The sequence below is a fragment of the Actinosynnema pretiosum genome (assembly GCF_024171695.1).
Classification (GTDB): Bacteria; Actinomycetota; Actinomycetes; order Mycobacteriales; family Pseudonocardiaceae; genus Actinosynnema; species Actinosynnema pretiosum.
In genome coordinates, this window is the sequence record NZ_JAMTCF010000007.1 from 307,937 (window position 1) to 325,516 (window position 17,580).

The 17,580-nt window shown below is 73.8% G+C and carries 14 protein-coding genes; 7 read left to right on the top strand and 7 right to left on the bottom strand.

Going from position 1 to position 17,580, the window contains the following annotated elements; genetic code table 11:
- Positions 1–9: 9 nt before the first annotated feature.
- The 6 genes from LV78_RS16935 (at position 10) to yhjD (ending at position 5,972) form a co-directional block, all read left to right on the top strand.
- The gene (locus LV78_RS16935) at positions 10–318 is read left to right on the top strand and encodes a nucleotidyltransferase family protein (protein WP_253846197.1); all 309 of its coding nucleotides are present in this window, start codon (positions 10–12) and stop codon (positions 316–318) included.
- On the top strand, positions 308–655 hold the full coding sequence (locus LV78_RS16940) for a HepT-like ribonuclease domain-containing protein (protein WP_253846198.1): 348 nt from the start codon (positions 308–310) through the stop codon (positions 653–655). The genes LV78_RS16935 and LV78_RS16940 overlap by 11 nt, the downstream gene beginning before the upstream one ends.
- A 146-nt stretch (positions 656–801) precedes the next feature.
- Complete coding sequence (locus tag LV78_RS16945) at positions 802–3,318, top strand: bifunctional FO biosynthesis protein CofGH (protein ID WP_253846199.1); 2,517 nt, start codon at positions 802–804, stop codon at positions 3,316–3,318.
- 186 nt (positions 3,319–3,504) lie between these two features.
- On the top strand, positions 3,505–3,768 hold the full coding sequence (locus LV78_RS16950; RefSeq protein ID WP_253846200.1) for a hypothetical protein: 264 nt from the start codon (positions 3,505–3,507) through the stop codon (positions 3,766–3,768).
- Positions 3,769–3,789: 21 nt separating this feature from the next.
- A complete protein-coding gene (gene trpS, locus LV78_RS16955) occupies positions 3,790–4,809 on the top strand; it encodes a tryptophan--tRNA ligase (RefSeq protein ID WP_253846201.1) in 1,020 nt (339 codons plus the stop codon).
- 143 nt (positions 4,810–4,952) lie between these two features.
- The gene (yhjD, locus tag LV78_RS16960) at positions 4,953–5,972 is read left to right on the top strand and encodes an inner membrane protein YhjD (protein WP_253846202.1); all 1,020 of its coding nucleotides are present in this window, start codon (positions 4,953–4,955) and stop codon (positions 5,970–5,972) included.
- Between the two features lie 152 nt (positions 5,973–6,124).
- Here yhjD and LV78_RS16965 read toward each other — a convergent pair whose 3' ends face one another.
- Together LV78_RS16965 and LV78_RS16970 are read right to left on the bottom strand one after the other, a co-directional pair.
- The gene (locus LV78_RS16965; RefSeq protein ID WP_015805152.1) at positions 6,125–6,472 is read right to left on the bottom strand and encodes a hypothetical protein; all 348 of its coding nucleotides are present in this window, start codon (positions 6,470–6,472) and stop codon (positions 6,125–6,127) included.
- Between the two features lie 28 nt (positions 6,473–6,500).
- Positions 6,501–6,728, bottom strand: coding sequence for an SCO4848 family membrane protein (locus LV78_RS16970; RefSeq protein ID WP_253846203.1), 228 nt, complete (start codon positions 6,726–6,728; stop codon positions 6,501–6,503).
- Positions 6,729–6,788: 60 nt separating this feature from the next.
- Between LV78_RS16970 and LV78_RS16975 the strand changes: the two genes are divergently transcribed.
- Entirely contained in the window at positions 6,789–8,879 is a 2,091-nt protein-coding gene (locus LV78_RS16975; protein ID WP_253846204.1) for a D-alanyl-D-alanine carboxypeptidase family protein, read from the top strand.
- A 235-nt stretch (positions 8,880–9,114) separates the two neighbouring features.
- Here LV78_RS16975 and LV78_RS16980 read toward each other — a convergent pair whose 3' ends face one another.
- The 5 genes from LV78_RS16980 to LV78_RS17000 form a co-directional block, all read right to left on the bottom strand.
- Positions 9,115–9,897, bottom strand: a complete 783-nt coding sequence (locus LV78_RS16980) for a succinate dehydrogenase iron-sulfur subunit (protein ID WP_015805149.1) — start codon at positions 9,895–9,897, stop codon at positions 9,115–9,117.
- A complete protein-coding gene (gene sdhA, locus LV78_RS16985; protein WP_253846205.1) occupies positions 9,897–11,648 on the bottom strand; it encodes a succinate dehydrogenase flavoprotein subunit in 1,752 nt (583 codons plus the stop codon). Before sdhA ends, LV78_RS16980 begins: the two co-directional genes overlap by 1 nt.
- 22 nt (positions 11,649–11,670) lie before the next feature.
- Complete coding sequence (locus LV78_RS16990; protein ID WP_253846206.1) at positions 11,671–12,087, bottom strand: succinate dehydrogenase hydrophobic membrane anchor subunit; 417 nt, start codon at positions 12,085–12,087, stop codon at positions 11,671–11,673.
- Between the two features lie 2 nt (positions 12,088–12,089).
- Positions 12,090–12,512, bottom strand: a complete 423-nt coding sequence (sdhC, locus tag LV78_RS16995) for a succinate dehydrogenase, cytochrome b556 subunit (protein ID WP_015805146.1) — start codon at positions 12,510–12,512, stop codon at positions 12,090–12,092.
- Positions 12,513–12,732: 220 nt separating this feature from the next.
- Complete coding sequence (locus tag LV78_RS17000) at positions 12,733–17,124, bottom strand: hypothetical protein (RefSeq protein ID WP_253846207.1); 4,392 nt, start codon at positions 17,122–17,124, stop codon at positions 12,733–12,735.
- Positions 17,125–17,580 lie beyond the last annotated feature (456 nt).

Below are 17,580 nucleotides of genomic sequence, written 5' to 3' on the forward strand. Positions count from 1 at the left end.
GGTGGCGCCGTGCACGAGGCTATCGCGACCAGGCTGGCCGAGGTGCGCGAGCTGTGCCGCGCGCTCGGGGTCCGCCGCCTCGACGTGTTCGGCTCCGCGCTCGGCGACTCGTTCGACCCCGAGTCCAGCGACGTCGACCTCCTCGTGGAGTTCGACGCCCGGCCGGGGTTCGACCACTTCGGCAGCTACTTCACCCTGAAGGAGGGGCTGGAGCGGCTCTTCGGGCGGCCGGTCGACCTGGTGAGCAGCGCGAGCATCCGCAACCCGTACTTCCGGCAGCGGGTGATGGAGAGCCGGGAGCAGGTCTATGCCGCGTGACCCCCGCACCTACCTCTGGGACGCGCGGCAGGCCGTCGGCCTGCTGCTGCGGTTCGGCGCCGGGAAGACGTTCGCCGACTACCGGGACGACCCCATGCTGCGGTCGGCCGTCGAGCGGCAGTTCGAGATCACCGGTGAGGCGCTGAACCAGCTCCGCAAGGTCGACGCCGAGCTCGCGGCGCGCGTCCCCGACCTCAACCGGATCGTCGCGTTCCGCAACATCCTGATCCACGGCTACGCCTCGGTCGACGACGCGCTGGTGTGGCAGACCCTCACCGACAAGGTCCCGGTCCTGGAGGCCGCGCTGCGCGACCTCCTCGACGGGGCCGGTGGCTGACCGGCGACTGCTGCGACCGGGTGACTCCGCTCCGTCACCGCCGTTCTGCGGCCCCGCCTTGACCAGCGCGCCCCGGTTCAAACCGCCTGCGGCGATCATCACGCTCCGCGCCCGCCGGGGAATACCCTCCGCCTAGGCTCGTTGACGTGCCCGTGGACATCCCGATCACCCCGCCCTCCCCGGCGCCTGGCGCCGCCGCCATGCGGCGCGCCCTGCGGCGGGCCGCTGACGGGGCCGTGCTCGACGCCACCGAGGCCGCCGTGCTGCTGCACGCGCGCGGCGACGACCTCGACTCGTTGCTGGCCTCCGCCGCCAAGGTGCGGGACGCCCACCTGCTCGCCGAGGGGCGGCCCGGTGTCGTCACCTACAGCCGCAACGCGTTCATCCCGCTCACCCGGCTCTGCCGGGACCGGTGCCACTACTGCACGTTCGCCACGGCGCCGCACAAGCTCGACGCGCCCTTCCTGGAGCGCGACGAGGTCGTCGCCATCGCCCGCGAGGCCGCCGCCGCCGGGTGCAAGGAAGCGCTCTTCACCCTCGGCGACCGGCCCGAGGACCGGTGGCACCAGGCCAAGGAGTGGCTCGACGCGCGCGGCTACTCGTCCACGCTCGACTACCTGCGCTCGTGCGCCATCGCGGTGCTGGAGGAGACCGGGCTGCTGCCGCACCTGAACCCCGGCGTGCTCAGCTGGGAGGAGTTCCAGCGGTTGCGGCCGGTCGCGGCCAGCATGGGGATGATGCTGGAGACCACCTCCGAGCGGCTCTGGAGCGAGAAGGGGCAGCCGCACTACGGCAGTCCCGACAAGGAGCCCGCCGTCCGGTTGCGGGTGCTCACGGACGCGGGGCGGGTGAACGTGCCGTTCACCACGGGCATCCTCATCGGCATCGGCGAGACCATCGCCGAGCGGGCCGAGTCGCTGCTGGCCATGCGGGCCGTCGCGCGCCAGTACGGGCACGTGCAGGAGGTGATCATCCAGAACTTCCGGGCCAAGTCCGACACCGCCATGCGCTCCACGCCCGACGCCGACCTGAGCGAGCTGGCCGCCACCATCGCCGTCGCCCGGCTGGTCATGCCGTCCACCACCAGCGTCCAGGCCCCGCCGAACCTGGTCGGCGACGAGTTCGGGCTCATGCTCCGCGCCGGGATCGACGACTGGGGCGGCGTGTCGCCGGTCACGCCCGACCACGTCAACCCCGAGCGGCCGTGGCCGCAGGTCGACCGGCTCGTCGAGGTGACCCGCGAGGCCGGGTTCGAGCTGCGCGAGCGGCTGGCCGCCTACCCCCGGTACACCCGCGCCACCCCCGGCCAGTGGATCGACACCCGGCTCACCGCGCACGTCGCCGCCCTCGCGGGCGAGGACGGGCTGGCCCAGCCGGGCGCGCCCGTGGTCGGCCGCGAGTGGCAGGAGCCCGACGCCGCCGACACCACCGGGCGCGCCGACCTGCACACCGCCGTCGACACCGAGGGCCGCACCGGCGACCGGCGCGGCGACTTCGACAGCGTCTACGGCGACTGGTCGGCGCTGAGCGTGCCCAAGGCGGCCCTGCGCCTGCCCGAGGACACCGCCCGCGCCCTGCGCCTGGCCGCCGACGCCCCGCACCGGCTGCTCGACGACACCGACGCCGCCATGGCCCTGCTCACCGCCGACGGGCCCGCGCTGGAGGCCATGACCCGCCTCGCCGACGACCTGCGCGCCGACGCCGTGGGCGACGACGTGACCTACGTGGTCAACCGCAACATCAACTTCTCCAACGTCTGCTACGTCGGCTGCCGCTTCTGCGCCTTCGCCCAGCGCGAGCGCGACGCGGACGCGTTCCGGCTGTCCACCGACGAGGTCGCCGAGCGCGCCCACGAGGCCTGGCTGGAGGGCGCGACCGAGATCTGCATGCAGGGCGGCATCGACCCGCGACTGCCGGTGACGTACTACGCCGACGCGGTGCGCGCCATCAAGCGCCGCGTTCCGGGGATGCACGTGCACGCCTTCAGCCCCATGGAGATCGTCAGCGCCGCCGCCAAGGCGGGCGCCAGCGTCCGCGACTGGCTCACCGAGCTGCGCGAGGCGGGCCTGGACACCATCCCCGGCACCGCCGCCGAGATCCTCGACGACGACGTCCGCTGGGTGCTCACCAAGGGCAAGCTGCCCACCGCGACCTGGCTCGACGTCGTCGGCACCGCGCACGAGCTGGGCATCCGCTCCTCGTCCACGATGATGTACGGCCACGTCGACCACCCCGGCCACTGGCTCGGCCACTTCCGCGTCCTCGCGGGCCTGCAGGACCGCACCGGCGGCCTCACCGAGTTCGTCGGCCTGCCGTTCGTGCACCGCAACGCCCCCATCTACCTGGCGGGCGTCGCCCGGCCCGGCCCCAGCCGCCGCGACAACCGCGCCGTGCACGCGTTCGCCCGCATCGCCCTGCACGGCCGAATCCCGAACATCCAGTGCTCGTGGGTCAAGCTCGGCGACGAGGGCACCGCCGAGGTGCTGCGCGGCGGCGCCAACGACCTGGGCGGCACGCTCATGGAGGAGACCATCAGCCGCATGGCGGGCTCCGAGCACGGCTCCGCGCGCAGCACCGCCGAGCTCGCCGCCACCGCCGCCCTCGCGGGCAGGCCCGCCCGCCAGCGCACTACGACGTACGGCCCAGTGGGGGTCGCCGGGTAGACCCCGGGTGCGAGCGCCTGGTCAGCCGTGGCTAGGGTCTGCGGCTGGCCGGGGTTTTACCCGAAGGGAACACAGCAGCCCAACAGCTTCTGTAGGTTCACGGCCGTCCGTCAACGAAGTTCGCCCGTAACGGTGACGCGGTGTGGGTGAGGAGGCACGGCTGTGCGCGGTCGTGGTGCAGCAGCAGTGGGTGTGGCGGTCAGCGCGCTGACGGTGCTCGCGGGTCAGGGCACCGCCCTGGCGGCCGACGCCGTGGTCGCGGCGGGCCCGCTCGACGCCCCCGTCGCGTTCGGCGCGGTGGGGCTGGGTGCGGTGGGCATGGTGCTCGGCGTCATCCGCTTCTTCCGCAAGCGCGAGGTCCCGGCGCCCGTGCCGGTGCCGGTCCAGGTCCAGCCGACAGCGGTCGAGCCGCTCCCCGGCGACGTGAGGCCCGCTCCCAAGGCGGCCTGACCCGGCTGGGACACTTCACCCGTGTCCGAAGCAACCGCAGCCGCACCGGCCAGCCGTCCCCGAGTCCTGTCCGGCATCCAGCCGACGGCGGGCTCGTTCCACCTCGGCAACTACCTCGGCGCGCTGCGGCAGTGGGTCGCGCTGCAGGACACGCACGAGGCGTTCTACTGCGTGGTCGACCTGCACGCCATCACCGTCGAGCAGGACCCCAAGGTGCTGCGGGCCAACACCCGCGTCTCGGCGGCCCAGCTCCTCGCGCTCGGCATCGATCCCGACCGGTCCGCGCTGTTCGTCCAGTCGCACGTGCCCGAGCACGCCCAGCTCGGCTGGGTGATGCAGTGCCTGACCGGGTTCGGCGAGGCCAGCCGGATGACCCAGTTCAAGGACAAGTCGGCGCGCGCCGAGTCGGCGATCGGCGTCGGCCTGTTCACCTACCCGATCCTGCAGGCCGCCGACATCCTGCTGTACCAGGCGCACCACGTGCCGGTCGGCGAGGACCAGCGCCAGCACCTGGAGCTGACCCGCGACCTGGCGCAGCGCTTCAACAGCCGGTTCGGCAAGACCTTCCGGCTGCCCGACCCGTACATCGTCAAGGACACCGCGAAGATCTTCGACCTCCAGGACCCGACGTCGAAGATGAGCAAGTCCGTGCCCGCGGGCGTGGTCGAGCTGCTGGAGGACCCGAAGCGGTCCGCCAAGAAGATCCGCTCGGCGGTCACCGACACCGGTCGCGACATCGTGTACGACCCGGAGAACAAGGCGGGCGTGTCCAACCTGCTGGTGATCTACTCCGCGCTGACCGGGCGGTCGGTGGACGAGCTGGTCGCCGACTACGACGGCAAGGGCTACGGGGACCTCAAGAAGGACCTCGGCGAGGTGTTCACCGAGTTCGTGACGCCCGTGCAGGCCAAGGTCGCCGAGTACCTGGCCGACCCCGCCGAGCTCGACAAGGTGCTGGCGCGCGGTTCCGAGCGGGCCCGCGAGGTCGCGTCCAAGACGCTGGCGCGCGCGTACGAGAAGGTCGGCTTCCTGGCGGGCTGACGCCCCCGGCGACGCCCCGCGCACGAGGCCGGTCCCCGCTCGGGGGCCGGCCTCGCCGCCGTTCTGCGGCCCCGCCGGAGATCGCGCGCACATCACCTGGATGCCGAGTGGCGGCTGGTCAGAGCGCCGACTAGCTTTCGGACGTGGCGGAATCGAAGCCGGACGCGGCGGAGTCGAAGATCGACCGGTTGCGCGCCCGGTACCCGTGGCTCGACCACGTGGTCAGGGCGGGCGTCCGCTACACCGAGCGGTACGGCACCCACTACGCCGCCGCCGTCACCTACTTCAGCGTCCTGTCGCTGGTCCCCCTGCTGATGATCGGCTTCGCCGTCGCGGGCATCGTGCTGACCTCCCAGCCCGCCCTGCTGGACGACCTGCGCGCCGCGATCACCGAGGCGGTGCCCGGCTCGCTCGGCGACACCCTCAACGAGGTCGTCGGGCAGGCCATCGACTCCAAGGGCACGGTCGGCGTGTTCGGCCTGCTCGGCGCGGCCTACTCCGGGATCGGCTGGATCACGAACCTGCGGGACGCGCTCACCGCCCAGTGGGGCTACCCGAAGGCCGACCTGCCGATCGTCAAGACCGCCGTGCGGGACCTGTTCGCGCTGATCGGGCTCGGGGTCGCGCTGGTCGTGTCGGTCGGCATCACCGCGCTCGGCAGCGGCTTCGCGCACCTGGTGCTGCGGGCGGTCGGGCTGGACGGCGTGTGGTGGGCCGAGGCGGTGCTGCGGGCGGGCACGATCGTGCTCGGCCTGGCCGCGAACTGGCTGGTGTTCCTCTGGGTGCTGGCGAAGCTGCCGCGCAAGCCGGTGTCGTGGCGCAGCGCCATGCGCGGGGCCGCGGTGACCTCGGTCGGGTTCGAGGTGCTCAAGCAGGGCGGGTCGATCTACCTGGGGATCGTGGGCACCTCGCCGACCGGGCTCGCGTTCGGGCCGCTGCTCGGCGTCCTGGTGTTCGCGAACCTGCTGGCGCAGTTCATGCTGTTCATGGCCGCGTGGACCGCGACGGCGAAGGAGAACGTGCTGCGCGACCCGCCGCAGCCGCCGCCACCGGCGGTGATCCGGCCGGTGGTCGAGGTGCGGAAGGCGCCGACGCCCGGCGCGACGGTCGGGCTGCTCGGGGCCGGGGTGCTGATCGGGGCGCTGTTCCGGCGCAAGCGCTGAGCTGGGGCGCCGGACGTGGGGGCCCGAAGGTGGGGAGCCCGGACGTGAGGCGCCGGACGTGAGGCGGGGCGGGCCTGCGGACCGGGCGCGGTGGGGGTGCCACGCGCGCCCGGTGGGAGGTCGGCGCCGCGAGGACCGGCGCCGGGGTGGGATCAGCGCCAGAAGACCGCGACGGCGGTCTCCAGCACGACCAGGCCGCCCAGGGTCGGGGCCAGCCACGTCGCGACCTGCTTCTTGCTGAGGTTCACCGCGACCAGGCCCGCCAGCACCACCAGCAGCGCCAGCTTCACGCCCATCTTCACGACGTCGTAGTCGCGCCCGGTCAGCGGCGCCAGGCCGATCAGCGCGACGCCGGTGACCAGCTGGAGCCCGCTGCCGTGCAGCCAGCCCTTGTTCAGCGGCCCGTTCGCGCCGACGCGCCGCTGGATGAAGAACATGGCCACGAGCATTCCCATGCCGAGCAGGTGCAGGAACACCAGCAGCAGGCGGACGAAGTCCACGGTGGAGCCTCCAGGTGTGGTGGTGGGGTTAGCGGCGGCGGGCTGCCAGCAGGCCGCGCGCGCCGAGCACGCCGATGATCGTGCCGAAGACCAGCGACGCGATGACGAGCACCAGGTGCACGGTGAAGAACGCGGTCGGCCCCGGGTCCCAGGCGCGCTCGTCCTTCCAGATGTTGCGCAGGAAGTTCGGCCAGATGACCCACGACCAGATCCCGAAGGCCAGCAGGAACGCGGACATGCCTCGGGAGAGCTTCACCCGTTCAGTATCGGACGTGGTGGGTGCGACGCCCGCAACCGGGGTGGATAGCCTGGGCGGGTGCGTTACCCCGCGTCCCGAAGGTCCGCAGCAGCCTTCGTGCTGGCTGCGTGCGCGCTGCTCGCCAACGCCGCGCTCGTCGCGCCGCAGGCGGGCGCGCAGCAGACCACGTGCGAGAACAGGGTGTCGCCGCCCCCGGCGGTGGACACGTCCGAGGACGTCCCCGACGGCGCCCGCCCACCGGAGCCGCTGGAGGTCCCCTCCCCGCCCATCGGGGGTGACCGGATGGGCGAGTGCGGCGCCGTGCTGCCCGAGGGGACCAGCAGGGCGCCCAGCGGCATCACGGCCAAGACCTGGCTCGTCGCGGACATGGACAGCGGCGCCGTGCTCGCGGCCAACGACCCGCACGGCAGGCAGCGGCCCGCCTCGGTGATCAAGGTCCTGCTGGCGATGGTGGCGGCCAAGGAGCTGCCGCTCGACTCGCAGATGACCGCGATCGAGGAGGACACCGAGCAGGAGTGCACCTGCATCGGGCTCAAGGCGGGCAACACCTACACCGTCGAGCAGCTGCTCCAGTCGCTGGTCATGGCGTCCGGCAACGACGTCGCCAACGCGCTGGCCAGGCGGCTCGGCGGCCTGCCCAGCGCCATCCGCAAGATGAACGCGCTGGCCACCGAGCTGGGCGCCCGCGACACCAGGGCCATCACCCCGTCCGGGCTCGACGCCCCCGGCACCAGCACCTCCGCCTACGACGTGGCGCTGATCTTCCGCGCCGCCATGAAGTACCCCGACTTCGCCAGGGCGATCGCCACCCAGCGCATCGAGTTCCCGGCGGAGGAGGGCGGCACCAAGCCGGTCATCAACGACAACCGGCTGATGACCTCCTACGCGGGCGCGCTCGGCGGCAAGACCGGGTTCACCGACGACGCCCAGCACACGTACGTGGGCGCGGCCGAGCGCGACGGCAGGCGGCTCGTGGCCGTGCTGCTGCGCGCCCAGCAGCAGCCCCTGCGCACCACCGACCAGGCGGCCAGGCTGCTCGACTACGGCTTCTCGCTGCCCGCGAGCACCAGCGTCGGCAAGCTGGTCGACGGCGCCCCGCAGGCCAAGCGGAAGACCACGGCGGCCAACCCGACCCTCACGGCGGGGGCGGGCCAGGCCGTGGCCCAGGTGGACGCCCAGGAGCCGACGTCCACGATGGGCAAGGCCTTCGGCAACGTCGGCGGGCCGCTCACGGCGCTCGCCGGGCTGGGGGTGCTCGGCGGGCTGGTGATGTACCTGCGGGCGAAGCGGGCACGCGCGGCGCGCGCCAAGCGGGCCGCCGCGGCGGCTGCGGCGACGGGCGGGACCGGCGGCGGTTCGGCGGGTGCTGGTCCGACCGGCGCGGGCACGTCCCCGGCGGGCGCGGGCGGCGGGGCGGGCGTCACGGGCCCACCGCCGCCCGGCGAGTTCCCGACCGCCCAGCCCGCCGGAGGCCACGGCGCTGCGGGCCAGTCCCCGACCGGGCAGGCTCCCGGCGGCAGGCCTCCGCAGGCTCACGGCCCGGCGGGGCAGGCCTTCGCGGGCCAGGGCCCGGCGGGGCAGCCGAGCAGGGCGAGCCGGGAGATCCCGGCGGGCCAGGTCCCGACCGGCCCGTCCGCGCCGACCCAGCTGGTGCGCACCCAGGGCCCGCAGCCGGCGAAGATCCAGACCGGTCCGACCGCCGCGCCGGGCACGCCCGACCAGGGGACCCCGGCCGCCCCGCAGGACGCGCCCGCGCAGCCGAGGTCGGAGGCCGTCACCCGCGAGGTGCGGCTGTCGCCGCCGTCGGACGCCACCCGCGAGGTCGAGCTCTCGCCGCCGTCCGACGCCACGCGCGAGCTGACCCAGTCGCGCCCGGTGCTGCCGAGGTCGGAGCCCGCCACCCGCGAGGTGGAGCAGCTGCCCAAGCCCCCGGCCGAGCAGCAGCCCCCGAGCGCCCAGCCCCCGGTCGTGCCGCAGCCCCCGGTCGTGCCGCCGGGCGGCCGGACCATGCCGGTGCGGCGCGAGGGCTCCGTCCAGGTGCCCGGCTGGCCTGCCGAGCAGTTCGACCAGGACGAGCCGCCCCGCCGGGCCACGGCCCCCGAGCCGGGCCGGGAACCGGGCGCCGAGCAGGACCCGAAGCAGGACTGACCGAGCGCGGGCCGCTCCGGCGCGCAGCCGGGGCGGCCCCACGACCACGAAGGCCCCGGAGCACCCGCTCCGGGGCCTTCGTGGTCGTGGGGTCCCGGCCCGGCCACCGCCCGCGCTCCCGCACCACCCCCTCAGCGCCCCGCAGCGCCCTGAACGGGCGAAGGGGGCGGCCCCGGTCCGAATCGGACCGGGGCCGCCCCCTGGAAGCTCCTCCGGCGCTCGCGCGCCTCGGGCGTCACACGCGCTTGAACAGCAGCGCGCGCTTCACCTCCTGGATCGCCTTCGTCACCTGGATGCCGCGCGGGCAGGCGTCGGTGCAGTTGAAGGTCGTGCGGCAGCGCCACACGCCGTCGATGTCGTTCAGGATGTCCAGCCGCTCCTCCGCGCCCTCGTCGCGCGAGTCGAAGATGAAGCGGTGGGCGTTCACGATCGCCGCCGGGCCGAAGTACGTGCCCTCGGTCCAGTACACCGGGCACGACGTGGTGCAGCAGGCGCACAGGATGCACTTGGTCGTGTCGTCGAACCGCTCCCGGTCCGCGATGGACTGGATGCGCTCGCGGGTCGGCTCGTTCCCGTACGTCACCAGGTACGGCTTGACCGCCTTGAACGCCTCGAAGAACGGCTCCATGTCGACCAGCAGGTCCTTGTGGACCGGCAGGCCCTTGATGGGCTCGATGGTGATCGTGGTCGGCTTGCCGCCCGACGGCATGAGGTCCTTCAGCAGGACCTTGCACGCCAGGCGGTTCACGCCGTTGATCCGCATCGCGTCCGAGCCGCAGATGCCGTGCGCGCACGACCGGCGGAACGTGAGCGTCCCGTCGATGTACCACTTGACGTAGTGCAGCAGGTTCAGCACCCGGTCGGACGGGAGCGCGGGGATCTCGAAGGAGTCCCAGCGCGGCTCGTCGTCGAACTCCGGGTTGAACCGGCGGACCTTCAGCGTGACGGTGATCGCGCCGTCCGGCACCGGGGGCTGGGAGCCGCGCGAACCCGTGGAAACCTCAGCGGTAGCGGTCATCAGTACTTGCGCTCCATCGGCTGGTACCGGGTGAACGTGACGGGCTTGTAGTCCAGCCTGATCTCGGCGGACAGGCCCTCACCCTGCTTGTAGTACATGCTGTGGCGCATGAAGTTCGTGTCGTCGCGGGTCGGGTAGTCCTCGCGGGCGTGCCCGCCCCTGGACTCCTTGCGCGCGAGCGCGCCCACGACCAGAACCTCGGCCAGCTCCAGCAGGAAGCCCAGCTCGACGGCTTCCAGCAGGTCCGTGTTGAACCGCTTGCCCTTGTCCTGCACGGTGATCCGCTGGTACCGCTCCTTCAGCGCCTGCACGTCGTTCAGCGCCTGCTTGAGCGTGTCCTCGGTGCGGTACACCGACGCGTTCGCGTCCATCGTGGCCTGGAGCTCGGTGCGGATGTCCGCGACGCGCTCGTGGCCGTGCTCGGACAGCGCCAGCGCCACCTGGGCCTCGACGTTCGCCGCCGGGTTCTCCGGCAGGTCGACGTGCTCGTGCGCCAAGGCGTACTCGGCGGCGGCGATGCCCGCGCGGCGGCCGAACACGTTGATGTCCAGCAGCGAGTTGGTGCCGAGGCGGTTCGCGCCGTGCACCGACACGCACGCGCACTCACCGGCGGCGTACAGGCCGGGGATCACGTTGTCGTTGTCCCGCAGCACCTCGCCCAGCACGTTCGTGGGGATGCCGCCCATCGCGTAGTGCGCGGTCGGGTACACCGGCACCGGCTCGGTCACCGGGTCGACCGCCAGGTAGGTGCGGGCGAACTCGGTGATGTCGGGCAGCTTGGTCTCCAGGACCTCGGCGCCCAGGTGCGTGCAGTCCAGCAGCACGTAGTCCTTGTTCGGACCCGCGCCCCGGCCCTCCAGCACCTCCAGGGCCATCGACCGGGCGACGATGTCGCGCGGCGCGAGGTCCTTGATGGTGGGGGCGTAGCGCTCCATGAACCGCTCGCCGGAGGCGTTGCGCAGGATCGCGCCCTCGCCGCGCGCGCCCTCGGTGAGCAGGATGCCCAGGCCCGCGAGACCGGTCGGGTGGAACTGGTAGAACTCCATGTCCTCCAGCGGCAGGCCCTTGCGGAACACGATGCCCATGCCGTCGCCGGTCAGGGTGTGCGCGTTCGAGGTGGTCTTGAAGACCTTGCCGAACCCGCCGGTCGCGAACACGACCGACTTGGCCTGGAACACGTGGATCTCGCCGGTCGCCAGCTCGTACGCCACGGCGCCGGTGCAGACCGGGCCGTCCTCGGTCTCGGTCATGCAGATGTCGAGGACGTAGAACTCGTTGTAGAACTCGATGCCGTGCTTGACGCAGTTCTGGTACAGCGTCTGCAGGATCATGTGACCGGTGCGGTCGGCGGCGTAGCAGGCGCGGCGCACCGCGGCCTCGCCGTGGTTGCGGGTGTGCCCGCCGAACCGGCGCTGGTCGATCTTGCCCTCGGGCGTCCGGTTGAACGGCAGGCCCATCTTCTCCAGGTCGAGGACCGCGTCGATGGCCTCCTTCGCCATGATCTCGGCGGCGTCCTGGTCGACCAGGTAGTCACCGCCCTTGATCGTGTCGAAGGTGTGCCACTCCCAGTTGTCCTCCTCCACGTTCGCCAGCGCGGCGCACATGCCGCCCTGCGCGGCGCCCGTGTGGGACCGGGTGGGGTAGAGCTTGGTGAGCACCGCGGTGCGGGCGCGCTGGCCCGACTCGATGGCGGCGCGCATACCCGCGCCACCAGCCCCGATGATCACGACGTCGTACTTGTGGAACTGCATGTCGGTGTGCTCCCGCGCCGGGTCAGTTGGTGGTGGCGATGCCGGGATCGAACGTGAACACCACGTACGTCCCCGTCACGATGATCAGGACCATCGACACGTAGAGCAGCATCTTCAGCCAGAAGCGGGTGGCGTCCTTGCGGGCGTAGTCGTTGATGACCGTCCGCAGGCCGTTGCCGCCGTGGATCTGGGCCAGCCACAGCATGGCCAGGTCCCAGATCTGCCAGAACGGGGAAGCCCAGCGACCGGCGACGAAGCCGAAGTTGATCCGGTGCACGCCGCCGTCGAGGATGTTCATGATGAACAGGTGGCCGAGCACCAGCACGAGCAGCGCCACGCCGGACAGGCGCATGAACAACCAGCTGTAGAGCTCGAAGTTGCTGCGCCGCGCCGCGGGCCTGCGCGGGGAGCGGGGGCGGTCGAGAGCCAGTTCGCTCATGATCAGTGACCCCCGAACATCTCGGTGACCGTGCGGACCATCATGAAGTACGTGCCGGGGATCATGACCGCGACCCAGATGCCGAGGATGGTCCACAGCATCGCGCGCTGGTGCTTCGGGCCCTTGGCCCAGAAGTCGACCAGCATGACCCGGACGCCGTTGAGGGCGTGGTAGAGGACCGCGCCGACCAGGCCGACCTCGAAGAGGTTCACCAGCGGGGTCTTGTAGGTCTCGATGACCGCGTCGTAGTCGTTCGGGGACACCCGGACGAGCGCGGTGTCCAGAACGTGCACGAACAAGAAGAAGAAGGTCAGAACGCCGGTGATGCGGTGGGCGACCCAGGACCACATGCCCAAGTCGCCTCGGTAGAGCGTTCCGCCTCCACGGGAGCTGCCCGCCCGCCCGGTTGCGGTGGTGCCGGCCATTCACGGCCTCCAGCGTCAGTGGTGGATTGGTCCCGTGAGCCGAGGTGGGCGGGACCTTGACGCACGGGATGCTAGTCGCGCAAGAGGCAAGCGTCCCAATAGTCGGACCTGTCTGTGACTGACGAGACACGGCTTGATGGCTGTCCGTGTTCCCGTGCACCCCTTCGGCGGGTGACCCTCACCTCAACGAGGAGCGGGTCGTCACGCGGGGGCGAGGGACCTACCGGCCCTCCGGGTCGTATTCCACCACGGGGACGCCGTGCGCGCCCGCCACCGACCGCAGCTTCGTGGTCGTCGACTTGTCCAGACCACTGGCGGGCAGGGCCAGCCGCTCGACGTCGCGGGACAGGTCGATCCCGCCGCACACGTGCGCCGCGATCACCGGCGCGGTCGCCTGCCAGACCGCGTCGTGCGACCCCTCCGGCCGCTGACCGGTGGCCGCCGCCAGCACCGCGCGCGCGTGCCGCTCGCCCACCCCGCCCTCGGACAGCAGCGCGTGCAGCAGCTCGACCGGGCTCGACGTCGGCGCGCCCCGCCCCGTGTGGCTGAAGTACGCCCGCCGCCTCGCCTCCAGCTTCAGCAGCAGGTGCGCCTCGCCCCGGCGCGGGTCAGCCCGCAGCCGCAGCGCGTGCGAGTGGTCGGGGTGCACCAGCCCGGTCACCTCGCCCACCAGCGGCCCCAGCTCCCGCCGGTCGACGCACTGCGCGTCCCACTCGTAGCGCCCCACCGGGCCCACCGACCCGCCCGGCGCGGTCCAGAACGCGAACGCGTGGTCACCGGCCAGCAGCTGCTCAAGGTGCGCCGCCTGCCGCCGCGCCCGCTCCGCCGTCGCCTGCGGCCCGGACAGGTCGAACCCGGTCTCCCGCAAGCCCTCCAGGCTCTTGCGGTCCACCCGGCGCAGCCCGGCCTCGGCGGGCACCGGCAACCGGGCCCCGCGCAACCGCAGCGCCCCGCCCGCGTCCGCCGCCAGCACGTCGCGCGCCCGCAGCGTCACGGTGATCGGCGCGGTCGCGAACCAGTCCTCGACCCGCTCCAGCACCGCCTCCGGGAACTGGTTGCCGCACAACGGCGACAACCGCGCCAGCACCTCCTGCCGCAGCGCCTCCGCGCCCGCCTCGCTGCGCAGCCGCACCGACCGCAGCAGCAGGTGCTGCCGGGGCGTCAGCGCGCCCGCGGCGGGCGAGCCGGGGAACGGCACCACGTCCGGGTCGGTCGACGGCCGCCTCGGCGCGCCGTTCTCGCGCGGCTGCGCCGACGAGGCGGTCGGCAGCGCCTCGCGCAGCTCCCGCAGCACCTCCGCCGAGGACGGCGACAGCGCCAGCAGCCCGTTCTCGCCGCCCGCGCCCAGCGCGTCCCGCACCACGTGCACCAGCCTGCGCAGCCGCTCCGGCCGTGGACCGGGGTCCACGTCGGCGGCCAGCGCGAACCCGCCGCGCGCGCCCGCCTCCGGGCGCAGCACGCCCGCGTACACCTCGCCCCACGCCTCGGCCAGCAGCTCCGCCTCGCAGCGCAGCCGCAGCAGGTCGAACGCCTCCACCGGCGCGATGCCCGCCTGCTCGGCCACCGCGACCACCCTGGTGGCCGCCGTGGTCGCGTCCAGCGCCCCGGCCAGGTGCGCGCGCAGCGGGTCGTCCGACACCAATGCCACGGCCAGCCGCACGACCTCCTTGCCCGCGGGCGACCCGTCGCCCTCCAGCAGCCTCGGCACGCCCGCCCGCAGCACCTGCCTGGCCAGCACCGGCTTGAGCGGCAGGTCCCGCCACGCCGCCGCCATGTCCGCCGCCGCGCTGTCCACGGCGGCGGCCAGCGCCACCGCGTCGCGCTGCGGCGGCGTCAGGCGGTCCACCCCGGACGCGGCCGGGATCAGCCTGCCGCCCGGCGACAACCGGGGCCTGCCGTCGAGCACGTCGGCGACCCGCCCCAGGTGCTGCCCCACGGTCTGGTCCCGGTGCCCGCGCGCGTCCTGGTCGACCAGCGCGTCCCGCACCGCGCCGACCCGCTGCGCCCACTCCAGCACCCGGTGCGCCGCCGACGGGCCGCGCGGCAGCCCCAGCGCGCCGGAGCGGGCCTGCTCCAGCAGCCTGCGCCACACGCCCAGCAGCGCGTTCTCCCGCTCCAGCCCGTGCTCCAGCCCGGAGACCCGCTCGGCCAGCACGACCCGCTCCGCGCCGGGCCCGCTCAGGTCGGCGCTGTGCCGACCGGCGCCCGCCACCAGCAGCGTCTCCACCCGCGCGCGCAGCGTCGTGTCCAGCAGCGCCAGCTCCCGGCGGCCGGTCGCCAGCAGCGCCCTGGCCACCACCAGCCGCCGCTCGGTCGCGCTGATCGCGTGCCGGATGTCGACCGACTCGGTCGACTCCTTCGGCGCCACCGGCGCGGGGGCCACCGCGATCACCGCGCGGCGGCGGCGCTCCAGCTCCGGCGCGCCCTCGTCGTGCACCGCCCCGGACAGGTCGGTCCCGCCGGACACCGCGCTGATCTCCGGCAGCGGCGCCGCCGACCCGGTGCCGACCAGCCTGCGCAGCTGCCGGGACACCAGCAGCCGCAGCAGGTTCGTCACCGCGTCCGCGCGGGCCTGGCCGGTCTCCAGCGCGTTGCCGAACACGCCGGGCATGGTGTTGCCGTAGCCGGTCACGGTGATCCGCGCGGGCGCCAGCCCGTTCGCGTGCCGCCACACCGCCGAGTGCGCCAGGCGCAGCGCGATCGGCTCCATCGCGGCCTCCGCGCCCAGCTCCGGCACCGCCGAGCCCCTCGGGAACGCCACCGACACCGGGCGCACCTCGGCCAGGTTGCCGTCCTCGCTGTTCGCGGGCCGCCCCGAGCCGCCGACCGCGCCGATCAGGCCCGTGCTCACCAGCGGCACGTCCCGGTCCTCGGCGGTCGTCGCCAGCGCCCGAGCCGCCGCCTCGGCGGCCGTGCCGCCCTGGTCGTGCAGCACCAGCGCCAGGTGCGCCACGTCCGGCACGGCGGGCGCCGAGCCGGGGCCGCCGAACCGGACCGCCATGCCGTGCGCCTCGTGCAGCAGCGTCGCCAGCCGGTGCGGGGCCAGCGGCAGCTCCAGCACCGCCAGGCTCAGCTCGCCGCCCTCGGCGCGCAGCCGCTCCGCCGTCACCACCAGCTCCTCGCCGGGCGGCACCAGCGTCGGGTGCGCGTTCGGCCGGAACCGCAGCATCGGGTTCTGCGCCACGGTCGCGGGCAGCACGGGCGTCGCGGTGCCCCGGTCGTCCACCCGGTACGCGCCGCGCTGGTGCCTGCCGGGGACCAGCGCGGCCAGCTCCCGGTCGTCCACCACGAGCGTGTCGGCGCTGCCCGCCAGGTGCAGGTGGAACGCGTCGTTCAGGTCGACGGCGGGCCGGAAGCCCTCGGTCGTGGCGACCTCGACGACCCCGCCCTCGCGCAGCCGCACCCAGCCGGACGCGATCTGGTCGGCGAACTCGGCCTCCTGCGCCGCGTGCTCCTCCACCCGCGTGCTGTGCCGCTGCCGCACCCGCTCCACGGTCGCCGGGTCCAGCCCGGACAGCTCACCCGGCTGGGCGGGCGCGAAGTGCGCGAGCAGGCCGATCATCTCGGGGCGCGCGCCCAGGTGCAGGTCCAGGTCCGTGACGGTCCGCCCGCCGAGGCCCTCCGGGCGCACCACGGCGCCCTGGAACAGCCAGGCCAGCGCGTCCGGGTTCGCGGTGGGCACGTCGAAGCTGAGCGAGGTGTTCTTCGCCAGCGCCTGCAACCGCAGCTGGTCCACCGGCGGCACGCCGAACTCGTCCCGCAGCCGCTGCGGGGTGAGCCGCTGCTCCTGCGGCTCGTCCCCGGTGCCCCAGCCGCCCTTGACCGGCTCGGTGGCGGTCGCGGTCGCGCGGGTCAGGTGGTCGACCAGCCACAGGTCGGCCGGGCGCAGCTCGCCGACCGCGCTGGGCGCGGTGCCCGCCGTGTCCGGCAGGCCGAGGAAGTGGCCCACCTCGTGCGCGAGCCTGCGGCTGCCGGTGCCGGACGGCCAGGTCAGCTGGCCGGGGCGACCGCTGCCGGTGACCACGACGCTGGCGTGCGCGGACGTCGGGCTGTCGGTGAACTCGACGGTGACGTGGAACTGCTCGCCGCCGGGCAGCCGGTTGCCCCGGTTGAACAGCTCCTCCACGCCCAGGCAGGCGCGGGCCTCCAGGTCGGGGGCCAGGGTGTCCAGGTGCAGCCGCACGGTGAAGTCGCGCACCGGGGAGCCGTCGGCGGTGAAGTCCCTGATGTCGCAGGCGATCGGGCCGCGCCACGGGTAGGTGGTGCCGTCCGGGGTGGTGACCGGGACCTCCTGCGGGCCGTCGCCGTCGCCGCGCACCCAGGCGGTGGCGGGGGTGGCGGCGCGGACCTCGGCGATGGAGTCGGGCTGCGCGGGGGAGTCCGGGTCGAACCAGGCGGCGCTCGGGGCGGGGGCCTTGGCGGGGTGCTGCGCGGGGAAGGCGGCGGTGGGGGCCGAGGCGGCGGCGGGCGCCGGGTGGGCGGTGGCCGGGGGGACCGCGTGCTGGGACGAGGTCCGCGCGTCCGAGGGTGACGGGGAGGCGGCGGACGGGGCGGCGGTGGACTGGCGGGCGGCGGACTGGAGCGCGGCGCGGCCGGTCGCGCTCTGGGTCACCTGGCCCGACCTCGGCAGGTGCGTCGTGGCCTGCTGCGCGCCGGGCATAGGGGTTCGGCTTCCGGCAGCCTGACGGCCCGCCGCGGGGCGTTCACCCTGTCCGGATGACGCCAGATGCTGAGTCGGTGACTCAGCGTCAACGCCCGCGTTCGCGGGCGCCCACGGCTGGCGGGAGGGTGCGGCCCGTCCCGCCTGCGTCGTCGCGCCCGCGTCCGCCGTGCGGCGGCGCGAGCCGTGGGCGTCGGTCACCGGGGGCATTTTGCCTTCGATGAACCGGGAAGTGGATGTGCTGTTGGTCTCGGTCCCCACCACGCCTGCCGGGTCGCCTAGCGCCGTCCTCACGGGCGCCCGAGCTTTTCCAGGCGGCACCGGAGGTACGGAGGTAGTACTGGATCTGCACCCATGCTAGTCGCTCGAACGAGACAATTTTTCCCACGAGGCGGGGAAGGCCCGCGA